This window comes from Acidobacteriaceae bacterium (assembly GCA_028283655.1).
Classification (GTDB): domain Bacteria; phylum Acidobacteriota; class Terriglobia; order Terriglobales; family Acidobacteriaceae; genus Granulicella.
On the sequence record JAPWKE010000003.1, the window covers coordinates 755217 to 772527 of the forward strand.

The 17311-nt window shown below is 58.5% G+C and carries 14 protein-coding genes; 12 read left to right on the forward strand and 2 right to left on the reverse strand.

Going from position 1 to position 17311, the window contains the following annotated elements; all coding sequences use genetic code 11:
• Positions 1-17 precede the first annotated feature (17 nt).
• The 10 genes from PW792_05945 to PW792_05990 all read left to right on the forward strand — a co-directional run bounded on the left by PW792_05945 (position 18) and on the right by PW792_05990 (position 13507).
• Positions 18-884 carry a DUF4438 domain-containing protein gene (locus PW792_05945; protein ID MDE1161474.1) on the forward strand — a complete coding sequence of 289 codons (867 nt, stop codon included), beginning with the start codon at positions 18-20 and terminating at the stop codon, positions 882-884.
• Positions 881-1759, forward strand: a complete 879-nt coding sequence (locus PW792_05950) for a DUF4438 domain-containing protein (protein ID MDE1161475.1) — start codon at positions 881-883, stop codon at positions 1757-1759. The genes PW792_05945 and PW792_05950 overlap by 4 nt, the downstream gene beginning before the upstream one ends.
• 2 nt (positions 1760-1761) lie before the next feature.
• Positions 1762-2844: an Ldh family oxidoreductase gene (locus tag PW792_05955; GenBank protein ID MDE1161476.1), complete on the forward strand. Its 1083-nt coding sequence runs from the start codon at positions 1762-1764 to the stop codon at positions 2842-2844.
• Between the two features lie 23 nt (positions 2845-2867).
• Positions 2868-4394: a carboxypeptidase M32 gene (locus tag PW792_05960; GenBank protein ID MDE1161477.1), complete on the forward strand. Its 1527-nt coding sequence runs from the start codon at positions 2868-2870 to the stop codon at positions 4392-4394.
• Between the two features lie 46 nt (positions 4395-4440).
• On the forward strand, positions 4441-5484 hold the full coding sequence (locus tag PW792_05965) for an ABC transporter ATP-binding protein (GenBank protein ID MDE1161478.1): 1044 nt from the start codon (positions 4441-4443) through the stop codon (positions 5482-5484).
• Positions 5481-6458, forward strand: coding sequence for an ATP-binding cassette domain-containing protein (locus PW792_05970; GenBank protein MDE1161479.1), 978 nt, complete (start codon positions 5481-5483; stop codon positions 6456-6458). Before PW792_05965 ends, PW792_05970 begins: the two co-directional genes overlap by 4 nt.
• Before the next feature lie 156 nt (positions 6459-6614).
• Positions 6615-8102: an ABC transporter substrate-binding protein gene (locus PW792_05975; GenBank protein ID MDE1161480.1), complete on the forward strand. Its 1488-nt coding sequence runs from the start codon at positions 6615-6617 to the stop codon at positions 8100-8102.
• 33 nt (positions 8103-8135) lie between these two features.
• Positions 8136-9116, forward strand: a complete 981-nt coding sequence (locus tag PW792_05980; protein ID MDE1161481.1) for an ABC transporter permease — start codon at positions 8136-8138, stop codon at positions 9114-9116.
• 5 nt (positions 9117-9121) lie between these two features.
• Positions 9122-10033 carry an ABC transporter permease gene (locus tag PW792_05985; protein ID MDE1161482.1) on the forward strand — a complete coding sequence of 304 codons (912 nt, stop codon included), beginning with the start codon at positions 9122-9124 and terminating at the stop codon, positions 10031-10033.
• A 261-nt stretch (positions 10034-10294) separates the two neighbouring features.
• Positions 10295-13507, forward strand: coding sequence for a TonB-dependent receptor (locus PW792_05990; GenBank protein ID MDE1161483.1), 3213 nt, complete (start codon positions 10295-10297; stop codon positions 13505-13507).
• A gap of 164 nt (positions 13508-13671) precedes the next feature.
• Here the strand turns inward: PW792_05990 and PW792_05995 are convergent, their stop codons facing one another.
• Positions 13672-14097, reverse strand: a complete 426-nt coding sequence (locus PW792_05995) for a VOC family protein (GenBank protein MDE1161484.1) — start codon at positions 14095-14097, stop codon at positions 13672-13674.
• A gap of 138 nt (positions 14098-14235) precedes the next feature.
• Between PW792_05995 and PW792_06000 the strand changes: the two genes are divergently transcribed.
• Together PW792_06000 and PW792_06005 are read left to right on the forward strand one after the other, a co-directional pair.
• On the forward strand, positions 14236-15192 hold the full coding sequence (locus PW792_06000) for an NAD(P)-dependent oxidoreductase (GenBank protein ID MDE1161485.1): 957 nt from the start codon (positions 14236-14238) through the stop codon (positions 15190-15192).
• 14 nt (positions 15193-15206) lie between these two features.
• Positions 15207-16883 carry a M14 family metallopeptidase gene (locus PW792_06005; protein ID MDE1161486.1) on the forward strand — a complete coding sequence of 559 codons (1677 nt, stop codon included), beginning with the start codon at positions 15207-15209 and terminating at the stop codon, positions 16881-16883.
• On the opposite strand, the gene PW792_06010 is transcribed toward PW792_06005, so the two are convergent.
• On the reverse strand, positions 16880-17275 hold the full coding sequence (locus tag PW792_06010; protein ID MDE1161487.1) for an ureidoglycolate lyase: 396 nt from the start codon (positions 17273-17275) through the stop codon (positions 16880-16882). The two genes, PW792_06005 and PW792_06010, sit on opposite strands and share 4 nt — an antisense overlap.
• Positions 17276-17311 lie beyond the last annotated feature (36 nt).

Sequence of the window (17311 nt, forward strand, 5' to 3'; positions counted from 1 at the left end):
CGCGGGAAAGGACGAAAGTGCTACGAACCAATGCTGATCAGCTGGTCATGATGGCGGTTGCTGGAACGGTGAGTCAGCCGACAGTGCGTCATCCAGGCTACATCCCCGACAACGAGGGCAAGAGCGTTTTGCTTCCGGGTATGTCGGGAATTACGTACAACGTACGCACGGGCGATCCTGCGTTTGGCTGGGCGGCAGACCATGTCGAGCCTGGCGTGTCGATCGCCGCAGCGAACGAAGGCCATGACTTTGCTCTGCACTATCTCACCTGCATGGGCAACGAGGCGTTGGTGACCTCGGGGCTGTCGGCAGGAGCACGCGGTATTGTGACCGGTGAGCACGCGCGTATGCTGGTGGACTTCGAGTCCGAGGTGTACGACGGGCTGGCAGTCGGTGACAGCGTGCAGATCTCTGCTTATGGTCGCGGTTTGAAGCTGCTCGACTATCCGCACATCGAGCTCAAGAAGACGAGCCCGGCGATGCTGGAAGCGATGGGCGTTGAGGCCGTGGACGAGCGCCGCATTCGAGTCCGCGTTGCGATGGAGTTGCCGATCCGCATCATGGGTTCGGGAGCAGAGTTGAACAGCGAGTTTGTTGACCAGGATCTGATGTCTGGCGACCGTTGCCTGATGAAGCAGCTTGGTATCGACAAGCTACGCCTGGGTGACGTGGTGGTGATCAACCACGCCGACCATCGCTTTGGTCGCAGCTTCCGTTCGGGTGCGGTCAGCATCGCGCTGTGCATCCATGGCGACTCGGTGATGACGGGCCATGGCCCGGGCATCATGACGATCATGACGTGCCCTGAGTCTTGCATCGAGTGGGTTATCGACAAGGGAGCAAACCTGGGAACGTACTTCGGCCTTGGAAAGGAAACGGCATGAGCGTCGCATTCAATGAAGACAGATTGGTAATGGTTTCGGTGATGGGACAGATCGTGCATCCGTCCTTCCCGGGGCTTCCTGCAGAGCCGTATCGCTTCGCGGCTGACGGCAGCGCTTTTCTGCTGCCGACCTACGGTGGCATTGTCTATAACGTCTCGGTAGGCGACGACGCGTTTGGCTGGGTGGCCGATTGCATCCACCCCGGCGTCAGTATCTCACTGCCTGCAGATACCTCGAACCGTGGACTTAACACCTTTGCCTGCGTTGGCAACGACGCGATGGTGATGACCGGCGACGGCAAGGGAACGCGCGGCGTGGTGACAGGCAAGAGCGGACGTTTCTCGGAGCAGGTGATCGTGCACTTCCCGAAGGAAGCGCGCAAGAAGTTCGCGGTGAACGACAAGATCGTCATTCGTTCTTGCGGCGTTGGCATGAGCCTCGAAGGTCATCCTGAGGTTTATCTCAAGAGCCTCTCTCCGCAGCTTTTGAAGGCGCTCGAACTCACCGAAGAAGACGGCCGTGTGCAGGTCCCGGTCGTTGCAAAGATTCCTGCTCACCTCATCGGCGCAGGCGCGGGACTCACCAGCGAAGGTGGCAGCATTCATCTGCAGACGACGGATCGTGCAGAGATCGCGGCTCTGGGGCTGGATAAACTTCGCCTCGGCGACGTTGTCGCGTTGGAGGATTACGACAGCCGCTACCAGCATGGCTATCTGCGTGAGGCGATCGGCATTGCCGTTGTTGGACAGACCGATGGTCCGCGCGCAGGTTACGGCCCTGGCATGACGTTGTTGATGACGGCGACGAAGGGCAAGATCGAACCGGTGATCGAGCCGGGGACGAACCTGGTCAGCCTGCTCGGGATTGAGGCGTAAGCGTGGCTTCTGAAACGGTAGCTTCGTCGGATGTGAAGATGGTCGCGGTAGATCTTGATGATCTTCGCCGTTTTGCTCTCAAAGCCCTGCAGGCGATGGGATGCACGACTGAAGAGGCTGAGGCCACAAGCAGTGCCCTGATCTATAGCGAGTTGCGCTTTCATCCGGGGCAAGGGCAGGGGGTGCGTCGCTTGTCGGCGTACCGTCAGCGAATTCAGAAGGGCTACCTGAACGTGGGTGGCTCGTTCGAAGTGCTGAAGGAAAGCCCTGCGCTTGCGTTAGTGGATGCGCATAACGGTCTTGGCAGTCTCGTCGGCCAGCGTGCGATGCGACTTGCGATTGCGAAGGCGAAGGTCTGCGGCATAGGCGCTGTGATTGTTCGCAATGGCACGCACTACGGCTCGTCTGCGGTACACGCGGCCGAGGCGGAGCGCGAGGGCTGCGTCGGCATAGCGTTTACCAACGCCGGGCCTGAAATGGCCGCGTGGGGGGGGGCGACTCCTGTCGTCGGCACCAACCCCTGGTCGATTGCTTCGCCGGGTGGTGATGGCTTTCCGGTAGTGCTCGACATTGCGTTGACCACTGCAGGCAAAGGCATGATGCGCTGGCTGGAGCGGGAAGGCAAGCCTATGCCGGTGGATTGGGCGTTGACGCCGGAAGGCGAAGAGACTACTGATCCAACGCTGGCCATGGCAGGAGCGTTGCTGGGTATCGGTCAGTACAAGGGCTACGGGCTTTCGTTGATGACAGACGTGATGACAGGCGTGCTCTCTGGCGGTGGATTCGGCGTGGATCCATACAGCGATCCGGCGAAGACCGATGTATCGCACACTTTCCTGGCGTTCGATATCGAGTGGTTCATGCCAATGGCAGAGTTCCGCACGCGCATGCATCGCTTCGGCGAGATGATCCGCGCAAGCCATCTGCGACCCGGCTTTAGCGAAGTTCTTCTGCCTGGCGAGTTGGAGCACCGACGTGAAGTGGAGAAGCGCGCAAACGGCGTTCCGCTTGCCGAGAATGTGTTTGCTGAGTTGCAGGCGCTCGCGGCTGATTTGAACATCGAGCCGCTTACCAAGAAGCATTAGGACAAAGGATAAGAAGGGGAATCATGAGCTACACGCAGTTTCTGGAACAGATGGCCACCGTCAACGATCTTCTTTGCTCGGCATCGATGCTGAGCTGGGACGCTCGCACGATGATGCCGTCCGGTGCGGTTGAAGTACGTGGCCAGCAGATCGCCACGCTCATGACGCTGGCTCGCACCACGCTGCTCTCTGACGAAACGATGCGCCGCCTGGAACTTGCCGAGCGCAGCACGCGGGATCTCGCCGAAGATTCGGCCGAGCGTCGTTCGATTGCGCAGACGCAGTATGCCATCGCCATGCACAAGCGCATTCCGGATGAGTTGCAGGCAGAGCGCGTTGCCTTGCGCGAGGTTTCGCGTGCTGCATGGGTCAAGGCTCGTGCTGAAGATCGCTTCGAAGACTTTGCCCCTTATCTGGAGAAGGTTGTCGCTCTAGCACGTCGTGCGGCGGATGCGATCGGCTACGAGCAACATCCCTACGACGCTCTTCTGTCTTTGTTTGAGCCGGGTGAGACCGTCGTCTCGCTTGACAAGCTTTTTTCGCGTTTGCGTGAATCGCTGATTCCGTTGCTTCGTGCGGTGCAGAGCAAGCAGCAGGTGCGTTGGGACTTCCTCGAGCGCGAGTTTCCTGAGAACGAGCAGCGTGAGTTTGGGATAAAGATGGCTGAGGCTTTTGGCTATGATCTTCGCCGTGGCCGTCTCGACAACACCGTGCATCCGTTTGAGATTTCGTTCACTCGCGAAGACGTACGCATCACGACGCGCTACACCCGCAACTATCTTCCGGCTTCGCTCTTCGGCACGCTGCATGAGACCGGTCACGCGCTATACGAGCAGGGCGTCGATCCTGCTTATACGCGTACACCGCTGGCTACCGATCTGCCCGGTATGTATGCCGTAGGCGGTGTAAGCTTTGGCGCACATGAGAGCCAGTCGCGCCTGTGGGAGAACCACGTTGGTCGCAGCAAGGAGTTTTGGAACCTGCACTATCCGTCACTCAGCGCGCTCTTCCCGAGCCAACTTGCGGACGTCGATACTGCCGCGTTCCATCGTGCGGTCAACCGCGTACAGCCGGGCTTGATCCGCGTCGAAGCCGATGAGTTGACCTATGACTTCCACATCATGCTGCGCACGGAGATCGAGCGCGACCTGATTGCCGGAACATTGGAGGTCAAAGACCTGCCGGAGCGTTGGAATGCAGCGATGAAGAGCGACCTCGGGTTGGATGTTCCCAACAATCGCCTCGGCGTTCTGCAGGACACGCACTGGTCTACCGGGCAGATTGGAACGTTCTGCAACTACACGATCGGTAACGTGATGGCTGCTCAGCTTTACAAGACCGCGCTTACGACCGATAAGACTATTCAGCCGGCGCTGGACGAAGGCAACTATGCTCCTCTGCGCCACTATCTGCGGGATACGATCCATCAACATGGGCGACGTTACTCGCGGGACGAACTGCTGACCATGGCTACCGGCCGCACGCTCGATCCGGAGCCGTACATCGAGTATCTGACCGCGAAGTATACCGAGCTATACGAACTGGGATAGCAATCTGAAGACAGCCTCTGGCTCGTCTAAGAGAAAGGAGTTCCGCATGGCATCCACAATGGCTGTACAACCGGAGCAGGCGCCTGGCGCTGCACCTTTGCTTGATGTTCGGAACCTCCGCGTCCGCTTTCGCACGGAAGCCGGCCTGGTGACGGCTGTCGACGATGTGAGCTTCAAGGTGAAGCGCGGACAAACGCTTGCCGTTGTTGGTGAGTCGGGGTCAGGGAAGTCTGTTACCTCGCTCGCCATCATGGGTCTGCTGCCAAAGTCGAAGCACCGCGAGGTAAGCGGTCAAGTTCTCTTCGAAGGTCGCGACCTCTTGAAGACGAGCGAGAGTGAGATGCTGCGCCTGCGCGGTACCGGCATCGGCATGATCTTTCAAGAGCCGATGACCAGTCTGAACCCGGTGTTGCGCGTCGGGGAGCAGATTGCCGAACGCCTCGAGGTACACCAGAAGTTATCGCCTCGTGCGGCCTGGGACCGCGCTGTGGAGATCCTCTCCATGGTGCGGATTCCTGATCCCGCCAAGCGCGCTGTCGCGTATCCACACCAGATGTCCGGTGGCATGCGGCAGCGTGTGATGATTGCGATGGCACTGGCATGCAAGCCCAAGCTTCTGATTGCAGACGAGCCCACCACGGCGCTCGACGTCACGATTCAGGCTCAAATTCTGGAGCTGATGAGAACGCTGCAACAGGAGATGGAGATGGCGATTCTCTTCATCACGCATGATCTCGGTGTGGTTGCCGAGATGGCGGACAGGGTTGTGGTGATGTATGCGGGAAGGGCGGTCGAGGCCGCACCCGTTCACGATATTTTCGCTCGTCCGCGGATGCCATACACGCGTGGCCTGCTGCGGTCTATGCCGAGAGTGGATCGTGCAAGCCAGCATCAGCAAAAGCTGGAAGCTATCCGCGGTAACGTGCCGAGCCCACTGCATCTTCCCAGCGGATGCACGTTTCATCCGCGCTGCGATTTTCTTACCGACAGCTGCAAGGCAACTGTGCCCATGCTTGAACCGATTGCCGAAGACCATCTGGTTCGCTGCGCACGCTGGGAAGAACTTGTTCAACTTGAGGCGACCTCATGACCCCGGATCCCGCTGCAGCACCCATCTTGCAGGTGAATTCGCTTCGCAAGCACTTTCCTACGGGCAAGGGCTGGTTTGCGCGGAACGCCCCGGTTGTTAAGGCTGTCGATGATGTGAGCTTCCACGTCAACGCTGGAGAGATCGTTGGTCTCGTCGGCGAATCCGGATCGGGCAAGACGACCATTGGGCGCAGCGTTTTGCGCCTGGTCGAGCCCACCTCAGGATCAGTCGTTTTCGATGGCAGAGAGATCACCACGTTACCTCCTGAAGAGATGCGTTCACTGCGCAAGGACATGCAGATCGTCTTTCAGGACCCGTTTGCGAGCCTGAATCCTCGCATGACTGCGGAGAAGATTCTGACGCAGGCATTGCGGATTCATGGGCAGGACAGTGGCAACATGCGCGAAACGATCGTGTCGCTGCTGGAGCGTGTCGGCTTATCGTCAGCTCATCTGGAGCGCTATCCGCATGAGTTCTCCGGCGGCCAGCGTCAACGCATCGGCATTGCCCGGGCAATATCGCTTCGTCCCCGCTTCCTGGTTGCAGACGAGCCCGTTTCGGCACTCGACGTTTCCGTGCAGGCGCAGGTGGTCAACCTGTTGCAGGACCTGCAACGTGAGATGAATCTGTCGATGCTTTTCGTCGCACATGATCTCAGCGTGGTGGAGTACATCAGCGACCGAGTGATCGTTCTGTATCTGGGGCGCATTATGGAAGTAGCCCGTGGACGTGATCTTTACGTGAACCCTCGCCATCCTTATACGGAGGCTCTTCTCTCGGCCGTTCCTGTACCGGATCCTACGGTGCAACGTAAACGCGTTTTTCTGGAAGGCGATATTCCGAGTCCGTTGAATCCTCCTTCAGGATGCGTCTTCCGCACACGCTGCCCGATCGCCACAGAGGTCTGTACCAAAGAGATTCCTCCTCTGGTTGAGATCGCTCCGGCACACTTCAAAGCCTGTCACCACCGCTAACGAGCTTCGCAGATCACTACAGGAAAGAGTTCTCAAGACTTGTCATACATCGAGCAAAGAAGGAGGAGACGTTTCACCACTGCAGGTGTGGTGCTCGCCGCGTTGGCGCTTCTTGTCTGGACGGCGTCTCACCATCGGCATAAGAACGATCACTCCATGAGTGATTCAGGCTCCGTGGGCGCAAACACGATCGTGATCGCGCAGGCGAATGACGCTGACACGCTTGATCCCTCTGACGTTGGTTCCGCGGATACGTTGAACGTCGCACGAATGCTCTTTGGAACGCTCTACGATGTCTCGCCGGATGGAAATCTGCAGCCGTTCCTGGCAGAGTCCTACGCCTACTCTGAAGACGGCCGCTCGATCACCTTCAAGCTTCGTCCGGGACTTGAGTGCGAAGACGGATCTCCGTTGACCGCAAGCGATGTGGCTTACTCGTTTCAACGTGCAGCGGATCCGCGCAATCACTTCACCGGCAACGCTTCAGGCTTTCTCATTCCCTCTATCGAATACACCGGCGTCCATGTAGACAGCCCGCTGAGTGTGACGATCCACACCTCGAAGTACAACCCGATTGCTATCGGGCTGATCAGCGAGATGATGGTGATGTGTCGCAAACCCTACGAGAAGATGTCGCTGAGCGAAGCGTCTACGCATCCCAGCTCGACAGGCCCATATCGTCTTGCAGAGTGGATTCACGACGATCGCATTGTGCTTGAGCGCAACCCGCACTTCACCTTGCGTCGCCCTCGCTACGACCGCGTTGTCTGGCGTGTGATCCCGGAAGGCTCCACACGTACAGCCGAACTGCTTGCAGGCAACATCGACCTCATCACGGGTGTTCCTCCCGACCAGATCGACGCTATTCGCAACAGCGAGACGGCCAAGGTGGAAACCGTCACAAGTACGCGAAGAGTCTATGTGGGCTTCAACCTGCGTAAGAAGTTTCAAGATACGGATGGCGGGCGCGCCATTCAGGACCCTCGTGTTCGACAGGCGTTGCAGTACGCCATCGATGTGCCAACAATCTGTGAAGCTCTGCTGCGTACGCCTTGTCAGCGGGCTTCGACGCTTGTCGTACCGCGCAACGACAAGTCTGGCATTGCCTCCACGCCGTTTGATCCTGATAAAGCAGAGAAGCTGCTGGATGCTGCGGGCTATCCGCGAGGCAAGGATGGAGTGCGCTTTCATCTGCGACTTCAGGCCCCGCGTACCTTGTACGGCGATGGCAACGTCGCGCAGGCCATCGGACAGTATTTGAGCGATATCGGAGTCGATACACAAGTGAGCCTGCTTGATTTGTCTGTGTATGTGCTGCTCACTCGCGCGCATGAAGCAGGTCCGCTCTTCCTCTTGGGCACGGGTGGTTCGACGTGGAGTGCGCTCTACGACATGAGCGATCTTTCGGCTCCCGATGCAGGGACGAACTACACCGGGTGGCACGATCCTGCGTTCTTCGCAGGCTGGTCCAAGCTGGAGCAGACGCGAGATGCGATGGAGCAGCAGAGCATCATGAACAACATGCTGCAGGAGTTTCATGCAGGAGCGCCCTGGCTGATGCTTTACTTCCAGCCCGATGTCTACGGCGTCAGCAATCGAATCCACTGGACGCCGAGGGCAGATGAAAACATCACGGTCTACTAAGGCAGCACGACGCGCAGAAAGGCGGCACGAACGATGATCGGCTTCGTGGTGCGACGACTTTGGCAGAGCCTCCTGGTGATCTTCGGAGTCACCCTGGTCACCTTCCTTTCCATGCACATGGGCGGCGACCCAACCTATCTGTACGTGAACGAGCATGCCAGCGATGCGCAGATCGCCGCCACGCGCGCGGCGCTTGGCTTCGATAAGCCGCTGCCCGTGCAGTATCTGCATTACGCCGTTCGTCTGCTGCATGGAGACATGGGCACATCGCTGACCTATCGCACGCCTGCGCTGGACGTGGTGCTGCGTCACTTTCCTGCCACGCTGGAACTGGCGATGTTCGCTCTCATCGTCGCGCTCGTCTTCGCTATTCCGCTCGGTGTGTTGGCGGCGATGAAGCGAGGAACGCCGCTTGATGGCGGCATCATGATCTTTGCCATGTTTGGCCAGTCCATCCCCAGCTTCTGGCTTGGCATCATGATGATCCTTGCCGTAGGGCTCGGCCTGCGCTGGCTCCCTATCTCTGGTCGTGTGCCCGTGCTGGATGAGATCTTTGCCGGAAATATTGCGGAAGGTTTAGCCAATATTCCACGAGCGATTCCGTATCTCATCATGCCGGGCATGACGATCGCCTTCTTCACGCTGGCGAGAACAACACGTCTGGTTCGCGCCTCCATGCTGGAAGTGCTTTCGCTCGACTACGTGCGTACGGCTCGCTCCAAGGGACTCAATGAACTCCGCGTCGTCGGCTACCACGCGATGCGGAACGCCATGCTTCCCGTCATCACCATGCTCGGGCTGGAGATGGGCTTTCTACTCAGCGGCGTGGTCGTGGTGGAGACGATCTTCTCCTGGCCCGGAGTCGGCAGACTCGTCTATAACGCCATCAACCATCGAGACATTCCGCTGGTGCAGGCCGCAGTCATTCTCTTCGCGGTCACCTTCCTCGCGCTGAACCTTGCTGTCGATCTTCTCTACGCGCAACTTGATCCTCGTATTCGGCTGAACGGATAAGAACGATGACGAATTCGAACACGCTCGCTGTCTCTACCCCGGTTCGCCGCAGTGTCACGCGCCGCGTCTGGCGAAGCCTCTGCCGCGCGAAGTGGCCGTTGCTGGCCATGATCATTCTTGGTCTCATTGTTCTCGCGGCAGTCTTTGGCCCCATGCTGGCAACGCATGATCCAAACCGCCAGGACATCATCGCTCGCCTGAAACCACCGCTGTCGTACGCTCACCGTGGTCGTCTCTTCTTCCTTCTCGGAACGGATGGCCTTGGTCGCGATGTTCTTTCACGACTGCTGTACGGCGCGCGCATTTCGTTGATCGTGGCGCTGATCTCTGTTCTGGTCGGCGGTGTTCTGGGCACCTTCCTCGGCACGATTGCCGGGTACTTCGGCGGCTGGATTGACGACGTGCTGATGCGCCTGGCCGACATTCAACTTGCCTTCCCGTTCATCCTGCTGGCCATCATCTTTATGCTGGTGCTCGGTCCGGGCATGGCGAACCTGATTCTGGTGCTCGGCATCGGTCAGTGGGTCACCTATGCGCGTATCGCCCGCGGGCAAACCATGTTGCAGCGCGAGCGCGAGTACATCGAAGCGGCAAGAGCCCTTGGGCAGAAGACTCCGGGCATCCTGTTCACGGGCATTCTCCCGAACATTCTGTCGCCGCTCATCATCATCGGCTCTTTCAATATTGCCAGCGTCATTCTGGCAGAGGCCGCACTTTCCTTCCTCGGACTCGGTGTCCCAACGACCACGCCGACGTGGGGCGGCATGCTGGCAGAGAGCCGCGATCAGCTGCTCGCAGGACGCTGGTGGCTTGCGCTGTTTCCCGGCGTCGCCATCATGCTGACCGTTCTCTCGTTCAACCTATTAGGCGATTGGCTGCGCGATTACCTCGATCCGCGAATGGCAAACGAAGGCTAGACCGCACGAAAGAAGCGACATAGGCACGACGGCAGCGAATCGTCTACCTCTTTTGTTTAATTTTAGGTTGCATGGTTGCTAGTTTGTTATACAATCTAGCAAAAGCAGCACAGCATTATTGGCTCAATGGTGAACCAGCCATCGGCCAGGTCATACGTTCGGCAAGTGTCATACCGTCGAGCGGTCTGAACGATATCTCTGCAATTAGACTTTCCAGGAGTTCCTTGCATGCGTTTTGCTTCAAGGCGGTTTGTCCGGCCAGTGCTTAGTTCCTCTCTCTTGTTTATGACGGCTCTGGGTGCGGGTGCTCAGACGTTTCGTGGTGGCATCAACGGTACAGTGATTGATCCGTCGGGCGCAGTGGTGCCTGGTGCGGTGGTTACGGTAACTGATGAGCACACCGGTTTGACCCACACGATGAAGGCTACGGGCTCAGGAGACTTTGTCTTCTCCGATCTGCCGCTCGACCCGTATACGGTGACTGTGACGGCCGATGGCTTTGCCATTCAGAAGCTGCAGCATGTTCAAGTCTCGCAGGGAAGCATTTACACCGCACAGGTGCATCTGTCTCTGGCAAGCTCCGGGCAGGAGATCTCTGTTTCAGCCAATCAGCTTGCTCTGGACACGACCTCGTCGACGCAGACGACGGTTGTTAGCAACAAGGCTGTCGATGCGATGCCGCTGAACGGTCGCGACTTTACGCAGATGGTTGCCGTGACTCCGGGCTTTGCCGGATACGCAATTGGTGGCGGCGGTACGGGCATGGGGTCGTTGAACGGAACGCGCTTTGACCAGATGAACTGGCAGATCGACGGCGTTGATAACAACGACTTCTACGCAAACGTTCCGGCTGTGAACCAGGGCGGCATTCTGGGTATCCCCGGTGTCGTGATGCCGATCGACGCTGTCGATCAGTTCTCGGTGCAGACGCAGGGCAACGCGGAGGCGGGCCGTAACCCCGGTGGTGTGGTCAATCTTGGCCTCAAGTCCGGTGGCAACCAGTTCCACGGTTCGGCCTACTACTTCAACCGTAACGAGGCCTACGCTGCAGGCTCGCCCTTCCTCGCGGACGGTGCGACCAAGAAGCGTAATCGCAACTACAACGCTGGCTTCTCGTTCGGCGGTCCGATCATCAAGGACAAGCTCTTCTTCTTCTCGTCGCTTGAAACGCAGACCTTCAGCATCGGTCAGAGTGGTCTGGCGACCGAACCTTCGTACGCTTACCAGACACAGGCGAAGGCGCTGTTGACGAAGTACGGCGTAGCGGTGAACCCGGTAGGTCAGAACATTCTCGACACCTTCTACCCGGCGTATGCATTGGGTGGAGCGGCAGCGGCGAACAACTACTCGAGCAGCATCCCGGAGTATGGCCATAGCTGGAACGGTGTCCTGAAGCTCGATTACGCGATCAACCAGAAGAACAATCTTTCGGTGCGCGCGTTTGGTGGCGAAGGCAATCAGGTTGCTCCGAACGGTTCGAAGCTGGCTCCTTATTACGAGGTTGGCCCGATTCACGTCTGGAACTACGCGACCGTGCTGGACACGACGCTTACGCCGAGACTGAGCAACCAGCTCCTGCTGGGTGTGAACTACTTCAATCAGCTCTTCAACAACTCGCAGCAGAACTTCAACGTTGCGGGCACAGGCCTTGTGACGGGCAGCTCCTATCCGATGGAAGCTCCGAAGATCCGCATCACGGGCTTCGATTACGCTGGCGTTATTGCTCCTTCGGGGCGCAATGACATCACGGGCCATCTGAACGATACCGTGTCGTACACGGTCGGCTCGCATGCCTTCCGCTTCGGTGGCGAGTTCCGTCGCGGCTATGTGAACGTCTTCAACTCCGGCAACTCGACGGGCCAGTTCAACTTCACTGGCACTCAGGGAGCCTGGAAAGACGACACCACATACGGTTCTAGCGTGAATGCTCTAGCTGATTTGTTGGCAGGTAACTATTCGACCGCTACCATCGCGATCGGCAGCCCGCAGCGTTGGGTCTACGCCAATGCATTTGACGGCTTCGCACAGGATTCATGGCGTCTTGGTCAGCGTTTGACCGTGAATTACGGCATTCGTTATGACTACGAAGGCCCGCTGTACGACAACTCGAAGGACCTCAGCGTCTTCATTCCCGGCAAGGGTGTGCAGGTGCAGGGCGCCGGTGTGGGTTCGCTCTATCCGTCGGACAAGAATAACTTCGCGCCTCGCCTCGGCTTCTCGTACCAGCCCTTTGAGGGTGGCACGACAGTGATCCGCGGTGGCATCGGCATGTACTACGATCAGCCGATCATGGCGGCGTTCCTGAACAACTCGACGAGCAACAGCTCGCCGCTGGGTGTGCAGGCTAACCCCGGAACGAGCTTCCCGTACTACTCGACTACCTCAACTGCTGGTACGCTCCAGAGCGGCGTTCCTGTCTTCGGTACAACTACTCAGGGATGCTCCTCCACCTCACCCTGCGGGGGTTTCTCGATCGACCAGAACATGCGCACACCGTATGTCTGGAACTACAACCTGAACATTGAGCAGCAGCTTGGACCGAAGATGCTGGCACAGATCGGTTATGTAGGTAACGAGTCCCGCAAGCTGCTCGCTATCCGCGACATCAACCAGGCAAAGCTGCAGTCAACAGGCTCACCTTCGACAACGGATGAAGCACTCCAGCAGCAGCAAAGCCGTCCGTTCTACAACCTGTACCCGACCTTCGGCAACATCAACCAGGTGGGAACATTTGAAACGGGTAACTATAACTCGCTGCAGGCTACGTTGAAGCTACAGGGATACCACGGCTTCACCGCGCAGGCTGCTTATACCTGGGCACACGCTTTCGATGAAGGTTCGGTCTCGCGTTCGCAGCTTCCGCAGGACAGCAACAACATCAAGGGCGAGTATGGAAACGCAGCAACCGACACGCGCAACACCTTCGTCGGCCTGATTTCTTACTCCACCCCCAAGCGCAGTGGCTCGTTTGCTCCGGTGCTCAACGGCTGGCAGTTCAACTCCATGATGAACTTCCACTCGGGCGCTCCGTTCACGATTTACAACAGCGCTGACACCAGCGGCACGGATGAAGGTGCTCAGCGTGTGAACATCATCGGTAATCCGTATGCAGGGGTGAATCACAAGTTTGACTCGACTGCAAAGAGTGAGACCTGGTTGAACACCGCAGCGTTCGCTGCTCCGGCAAACGGCACCTACGGCACGATGCCTCGTAACGCGCTCTACGGCCCGGGCTTCAGTGACGTCGACATCTCGGTCTTCAAGATGACCAAGATTACCGAGAAGATAGGCGTACAGCTTCGTGCTGAGATGTTCAACGTCTTCAACCGCAAGAACTTCGCTCCGCCGGCAACCACCTTCGGTGCAGATGGCTTCGGTGTTCTCTCCGACACGATCGGTGACTACGCTGGTGCTCCTGGCATCGGTCCTGGCGAACCGTTCAGCATGCAGCTTGGTGGAAAGATCATCTTCTAACCAACCACTCTCTCTTGCTCTCCTTGGCTGCAGTCCTCACGGACTGCAGCCTTTTTCTTTCAGTGGGGAAGGCCTTAGGGGCAAGTGATTCCGAAAGGCAAGCGGGCAAAAGAAAAGGGCGACGGCATCATGCCGTCGCCCTTCGTAACTCAAGGAGCGAAGAGTTACTTAGCGAAAACCTGGCTCATATCGGCAAACGCCTTGAACTCCAGCGCATTGCCTGAGGGGTCGAGCAGGAACATCGTGGCCTGCTCGCCAACCTGTCCCTTGAAGCGAATCTGGGGCTCGAGTTCGAACTTCACCTTGGCAGCCTTCAGGCGCTCGGCAAAGGTGTCGAATACGTCCATCGTCAGCACGACGCCAAAGTGCGGCACCGGCACATTGTGTCCATCCACATGGCTGTGGTTTGCGCCGGAAGCTTCGTTGCCAGCCGGACGAAGGTGAGCCACGACCTGGTGTCCGAAGAGGTTGAAGTCGATCCAGTTTGCAGAACTGCGGCCTTCTTCGCAGCCCAGAATAATTCCGTAGAAGTGGCGCGAGGCCTCAAGGTCGGTGACGGGAAAGGCGATATGAAACGGGGTCAAAGCCATTGCTGCTGATCTCCTCAAAAAGGTCGCGTCACGCCCTGCTTTCGAGTCGTTTCGAAGAGGGGAAGCGCACCGTTGTTCTTCTTCTGAGTGTATAACAATATTACAAGATTCTATTGTCGTGAGGATTGAATCATCCGCTTGCTGATCACAGGCTCGACTGGCTTTCTGGGAAGCTCCCTGATGAGGGCGTTTGCCGGGCGGTACGACGTTGAGGCACTGATGGGCTGCGATGCCCGCAAACCTGAACTTGCAGGGGTTGGCGCGTATACAGAGTTGGACGTTCGCGACGAAAACGCGTGTCAGCGTGTCCTCCAGCGCTTCCGGCCGACGCACGTGCTCCACGCCGCCGCTGTCACGGCGGGCGTCAGCGATGCAGAGATGCACGCCGTGAACGCCACCGGCACGAGCAACATGGTGCAAGCCGCGATGCAGGTTGGTTCGGTGCAGAGAATACTGCTGCTCAGTAGCAGCGGCGTCTACGGCTCGGCGCAGCTTCCGCAGAGCTGTGACGAGGAGTACCCACTCGACCTGAGCAGCAGTTACGCCGCGAGCAAGCGCGAAGCGGAGCAGTGCCTGCTGCAGGCAGAGGCGCGGAGCGGCATCACGATGGTGGTGGCCCGCGTGGGGCCATGCTACGGCCCGCAGGAACGGGTCTCCGCCTTTCGCCCGCAGCAAAGCCTGATTGGCTGCCTCCTTACCTTGCTGCGCAGCGGAGAAGTCGCACGGGTTCACGGTGAGAGCTGCAGCCGTGACTGGATGCACGTTGACGATCTGTCTGTTGCGATCAAAGGGCTGCTCACGTCGTTGGGTCTGCAGCATCGGATGTACAACGTCAGCTCCGGCGTAGCCGTTGAAGCGCGTGATGTCCTCGACGCTTTTCGCGGCGTTGGCTTGCGTGTGCAGCAGACTGAGTCGCCAGAACAGGCGAACATCATTCTGAAAGCCGCGCACGGGCGCAAAGCGATGGTGATCGAGCGTCTTTGCTCGGACACAGGCTTTACTCCCTCCGTAGGAATACGGGAGGGCATCGAGCGTTTGTTAAGGGAAACCGGCAGCCAGCCAGTTGTGCAGGCCTGTCATGCAGAAGCAAATTGAACGTGGAGAAGAAGATGGCAACGGCAATCAATACGAAGTTCGATCGGTACTACACCTACGACGAGATGACGGAGCAGCTCCAGAACCTGGTAGCAGCGTATCCGGAGCTGGCCAAGATGCGCTCGTTGGCGAAGACGTTTGCAGGTCGTGAGGTGTGGCTGGTTGAGATTACGAACCACCGCACCGGCCCGGCGCTGGAAAAGCCCGGCTACTACATCGACGCGCAGATCCATGCAGAAGAGCACGCGACCAGCGCAACCGCGCTCTACGCCATCTGGCATCTGTTGACGCAGTACGGCAAGGACGAAGAGGCCACTCGACTTGTCGACACACAGGTCTTCTATGTGCTGCCGCGCATCAACCCCGACGGCGCCGAGATGTCGCTTGTGCCGCCGTATCAGAACTGGTGTGGCAACGGTCGTTACACGCCTGAGACCGCGCGTCACGAAGGTCTGATCGCAGAAGACGTCGATGGCGATGGCTATCTCGCATGGATGCGTGTGCCGGATACGAAGGGCGAGTGGAAGAAGAGTTCCTACAGTGACGATGTGATGGTGCAACGTTCTCCCGGAGAAGAGGGTGGCGAGTACTACAGACTCTATCCCGAAGGTTCAATCCGCAACTTCGATGGCGTGGATGTAAAGGTAGAGAAGCCTTTCGACGGCAACATGAACCGCAACTTCCCGGCCAACTGGTCGCGCGAGGAGTACGGTGCGGGTGAGTATCCGTTGTCTGAGCCCGAGGCCGCAGGCATGGCCCGCTTCATCCTTGAGCATCCGAACATTTGCGGCATGTGCGCGTATCACACGCACGGAGGCGTGATCCTGCGGCCCAGTATGACGCGTCCCGACAGCTCCATGAGCCCGCGCGATCTTGCCTTGTATGACGCGATCGGCAAGGTGGGCACGGAGATTACCGGCTACCCGACGATCAGCATCTATGAGGGCTTCACCCCGGACAAGTCGAAGCCGCGTCGCGGCGGTCTGATGGACTGGACCTATGAAGAGATGGGCATCATCAGCATCGGCACGGAGCTGTGGGATCTGGAAGCGGCTGCAGGTGTTGAGAAGGCCAGCTTCTACAACCTGCATCCAGCAGGAGATGAGGCGCAGCGCAAGATCTACGAGTTTGTTCGCAAGAACCTGGGCGACCGCGGCTGGCGGCCGTGGAAGAGTTTCGAACACCCGCAACTGGGCACGATCGAGGTTGGCGGTATGGTGAACATCTGGGCTTACCGCAACCCGCCCGAACCAATGCTCGAGAAGGTCTGCCGCGAGAACGCGCTCTTCAATCTGCGTCACGCCGCGGCGTCTCCACGCGTCCTCATCGACAGCGTTACGGTTGACTCGCTAGGCGCTGATCTTTACAAGGTGCGAGCTGTCGTTAGCAACCACGGCTATCTACCGACGAACCTCTCAGACGTTGCGATCGAGAAGAACATCGCAAAGCCTGTCGAGATCTCCATCAACGTAGAGGGTGGAGAAGTTGTGATGAATCCGGCATCGGTGCAGGTCGGTCATCTCGCTGGCCGCAATGAGCGCTTCGCTCCGTGGTCGCCCTGGGGACAGCAGTGGACCGCCGTTGGCAAGCCGGTTGAGTGGCTCGTTCGTGTCGCTGCCGGTGGATCGATTGAGGTGACGGCTCGTTCAGAAAAGGGTGGAACGTATCGCATCAAACAGCAGGCCGTTTAGGCCTGCTGTTTGTCCGGCGCAATGATCTCAAGCGGTTCCGAGAGTGTAATGAACTCGTCATCGCTACGGTCGTTGCGCCACATGTACACCGCAAAGTGTGCCTTGCTATCGAGTGCTGTCGCGCCTGCGTGCCAGGTGTTCGCACGATAGACAACGCCGACGTTGCCCGGTGCGACGAAACATTGTGCTCCTGCCAGATCGGGCGAGCCATCGGCCAGGCTGGGGGCAACAACGATCAGATACTGCGAAGCCTCAAGCGGAACGAAGATCTGCGCGGCGTGGGGATGACGCTCCAGCAGTGTGACGCTGTGTGGCAGAGCCGTGGGAACGACAAAGTTCACATGCAGGCGAGGTGTCGCGTCCTTCAACTCGCTGCCTAGCCACTCTGTCAAAAAAGCGCGCTCCCCCGGGGCCGCTGGTGGAGACAC

Bases quoted from the DNA above. Each gene is read 5' to 3' on its own strand.
- PW792_05970 (MDE1161479.1), top strand. From the start codon at position 5,481: ATGACCCCGGATCCCGCTGCAGCACCCATCTTGCAGGTGAATTCGCTT.
- PW792_05960 (MDE1161477.1), top strand. From the start codon at position 2,868: ATGAGCTACACGCAGTTTCTGGAACAGATGGCCACCGTCAACGATCTT.
- PW792_05975 (MDE1161480.1), top strand. From the start codon at position 6,615: ATGAGTGATTCAGGCTCCGTGGGCGCAAACACGATCGTGATCGCGCAG.
- PW792_05980 (MDE1161481.1), top strand. From the start codon at position 8,136: ATGATCGGCTTCGTGGTGCGACGACTTTGGCAGAGCCTCCTGGTGATC.
- PW792_05950 (MDE1161475.1), top strand. From the start codon at position 881: ATGAGCGTCGCATTCAATGAAGACAGATTGGTAATGGTTTCGGTGATG.
- PW792_05985 (MDE1161482.1), top strand. From the start codon at position 9,122: ATGACGAATTCGAACACGCTCGCTGTCTCTACCCCGGTTCGCCGCAGT.
- PW792_05965 (MDE1161478.1), top strand. From the start codon at position 4,441: ATGGCATCCACAATGGCTGTACAACCGGAGCAGGCGCCTGGCGCTGCA.
- PW792_05995 (MDE1161484.1), bottom strand. From the start codon at position 14,097: ATGGCTTTGACCCCGTTTCATATCGCCTTTCCCGTCACCGACCTTGAG.
- PW792_06005 (MDE1161486.1), top strand. From the start codon at position 15,207: ATGGCAACGGCAATCAATACGAAGTTCGATCGGTACTACACCTACGAC.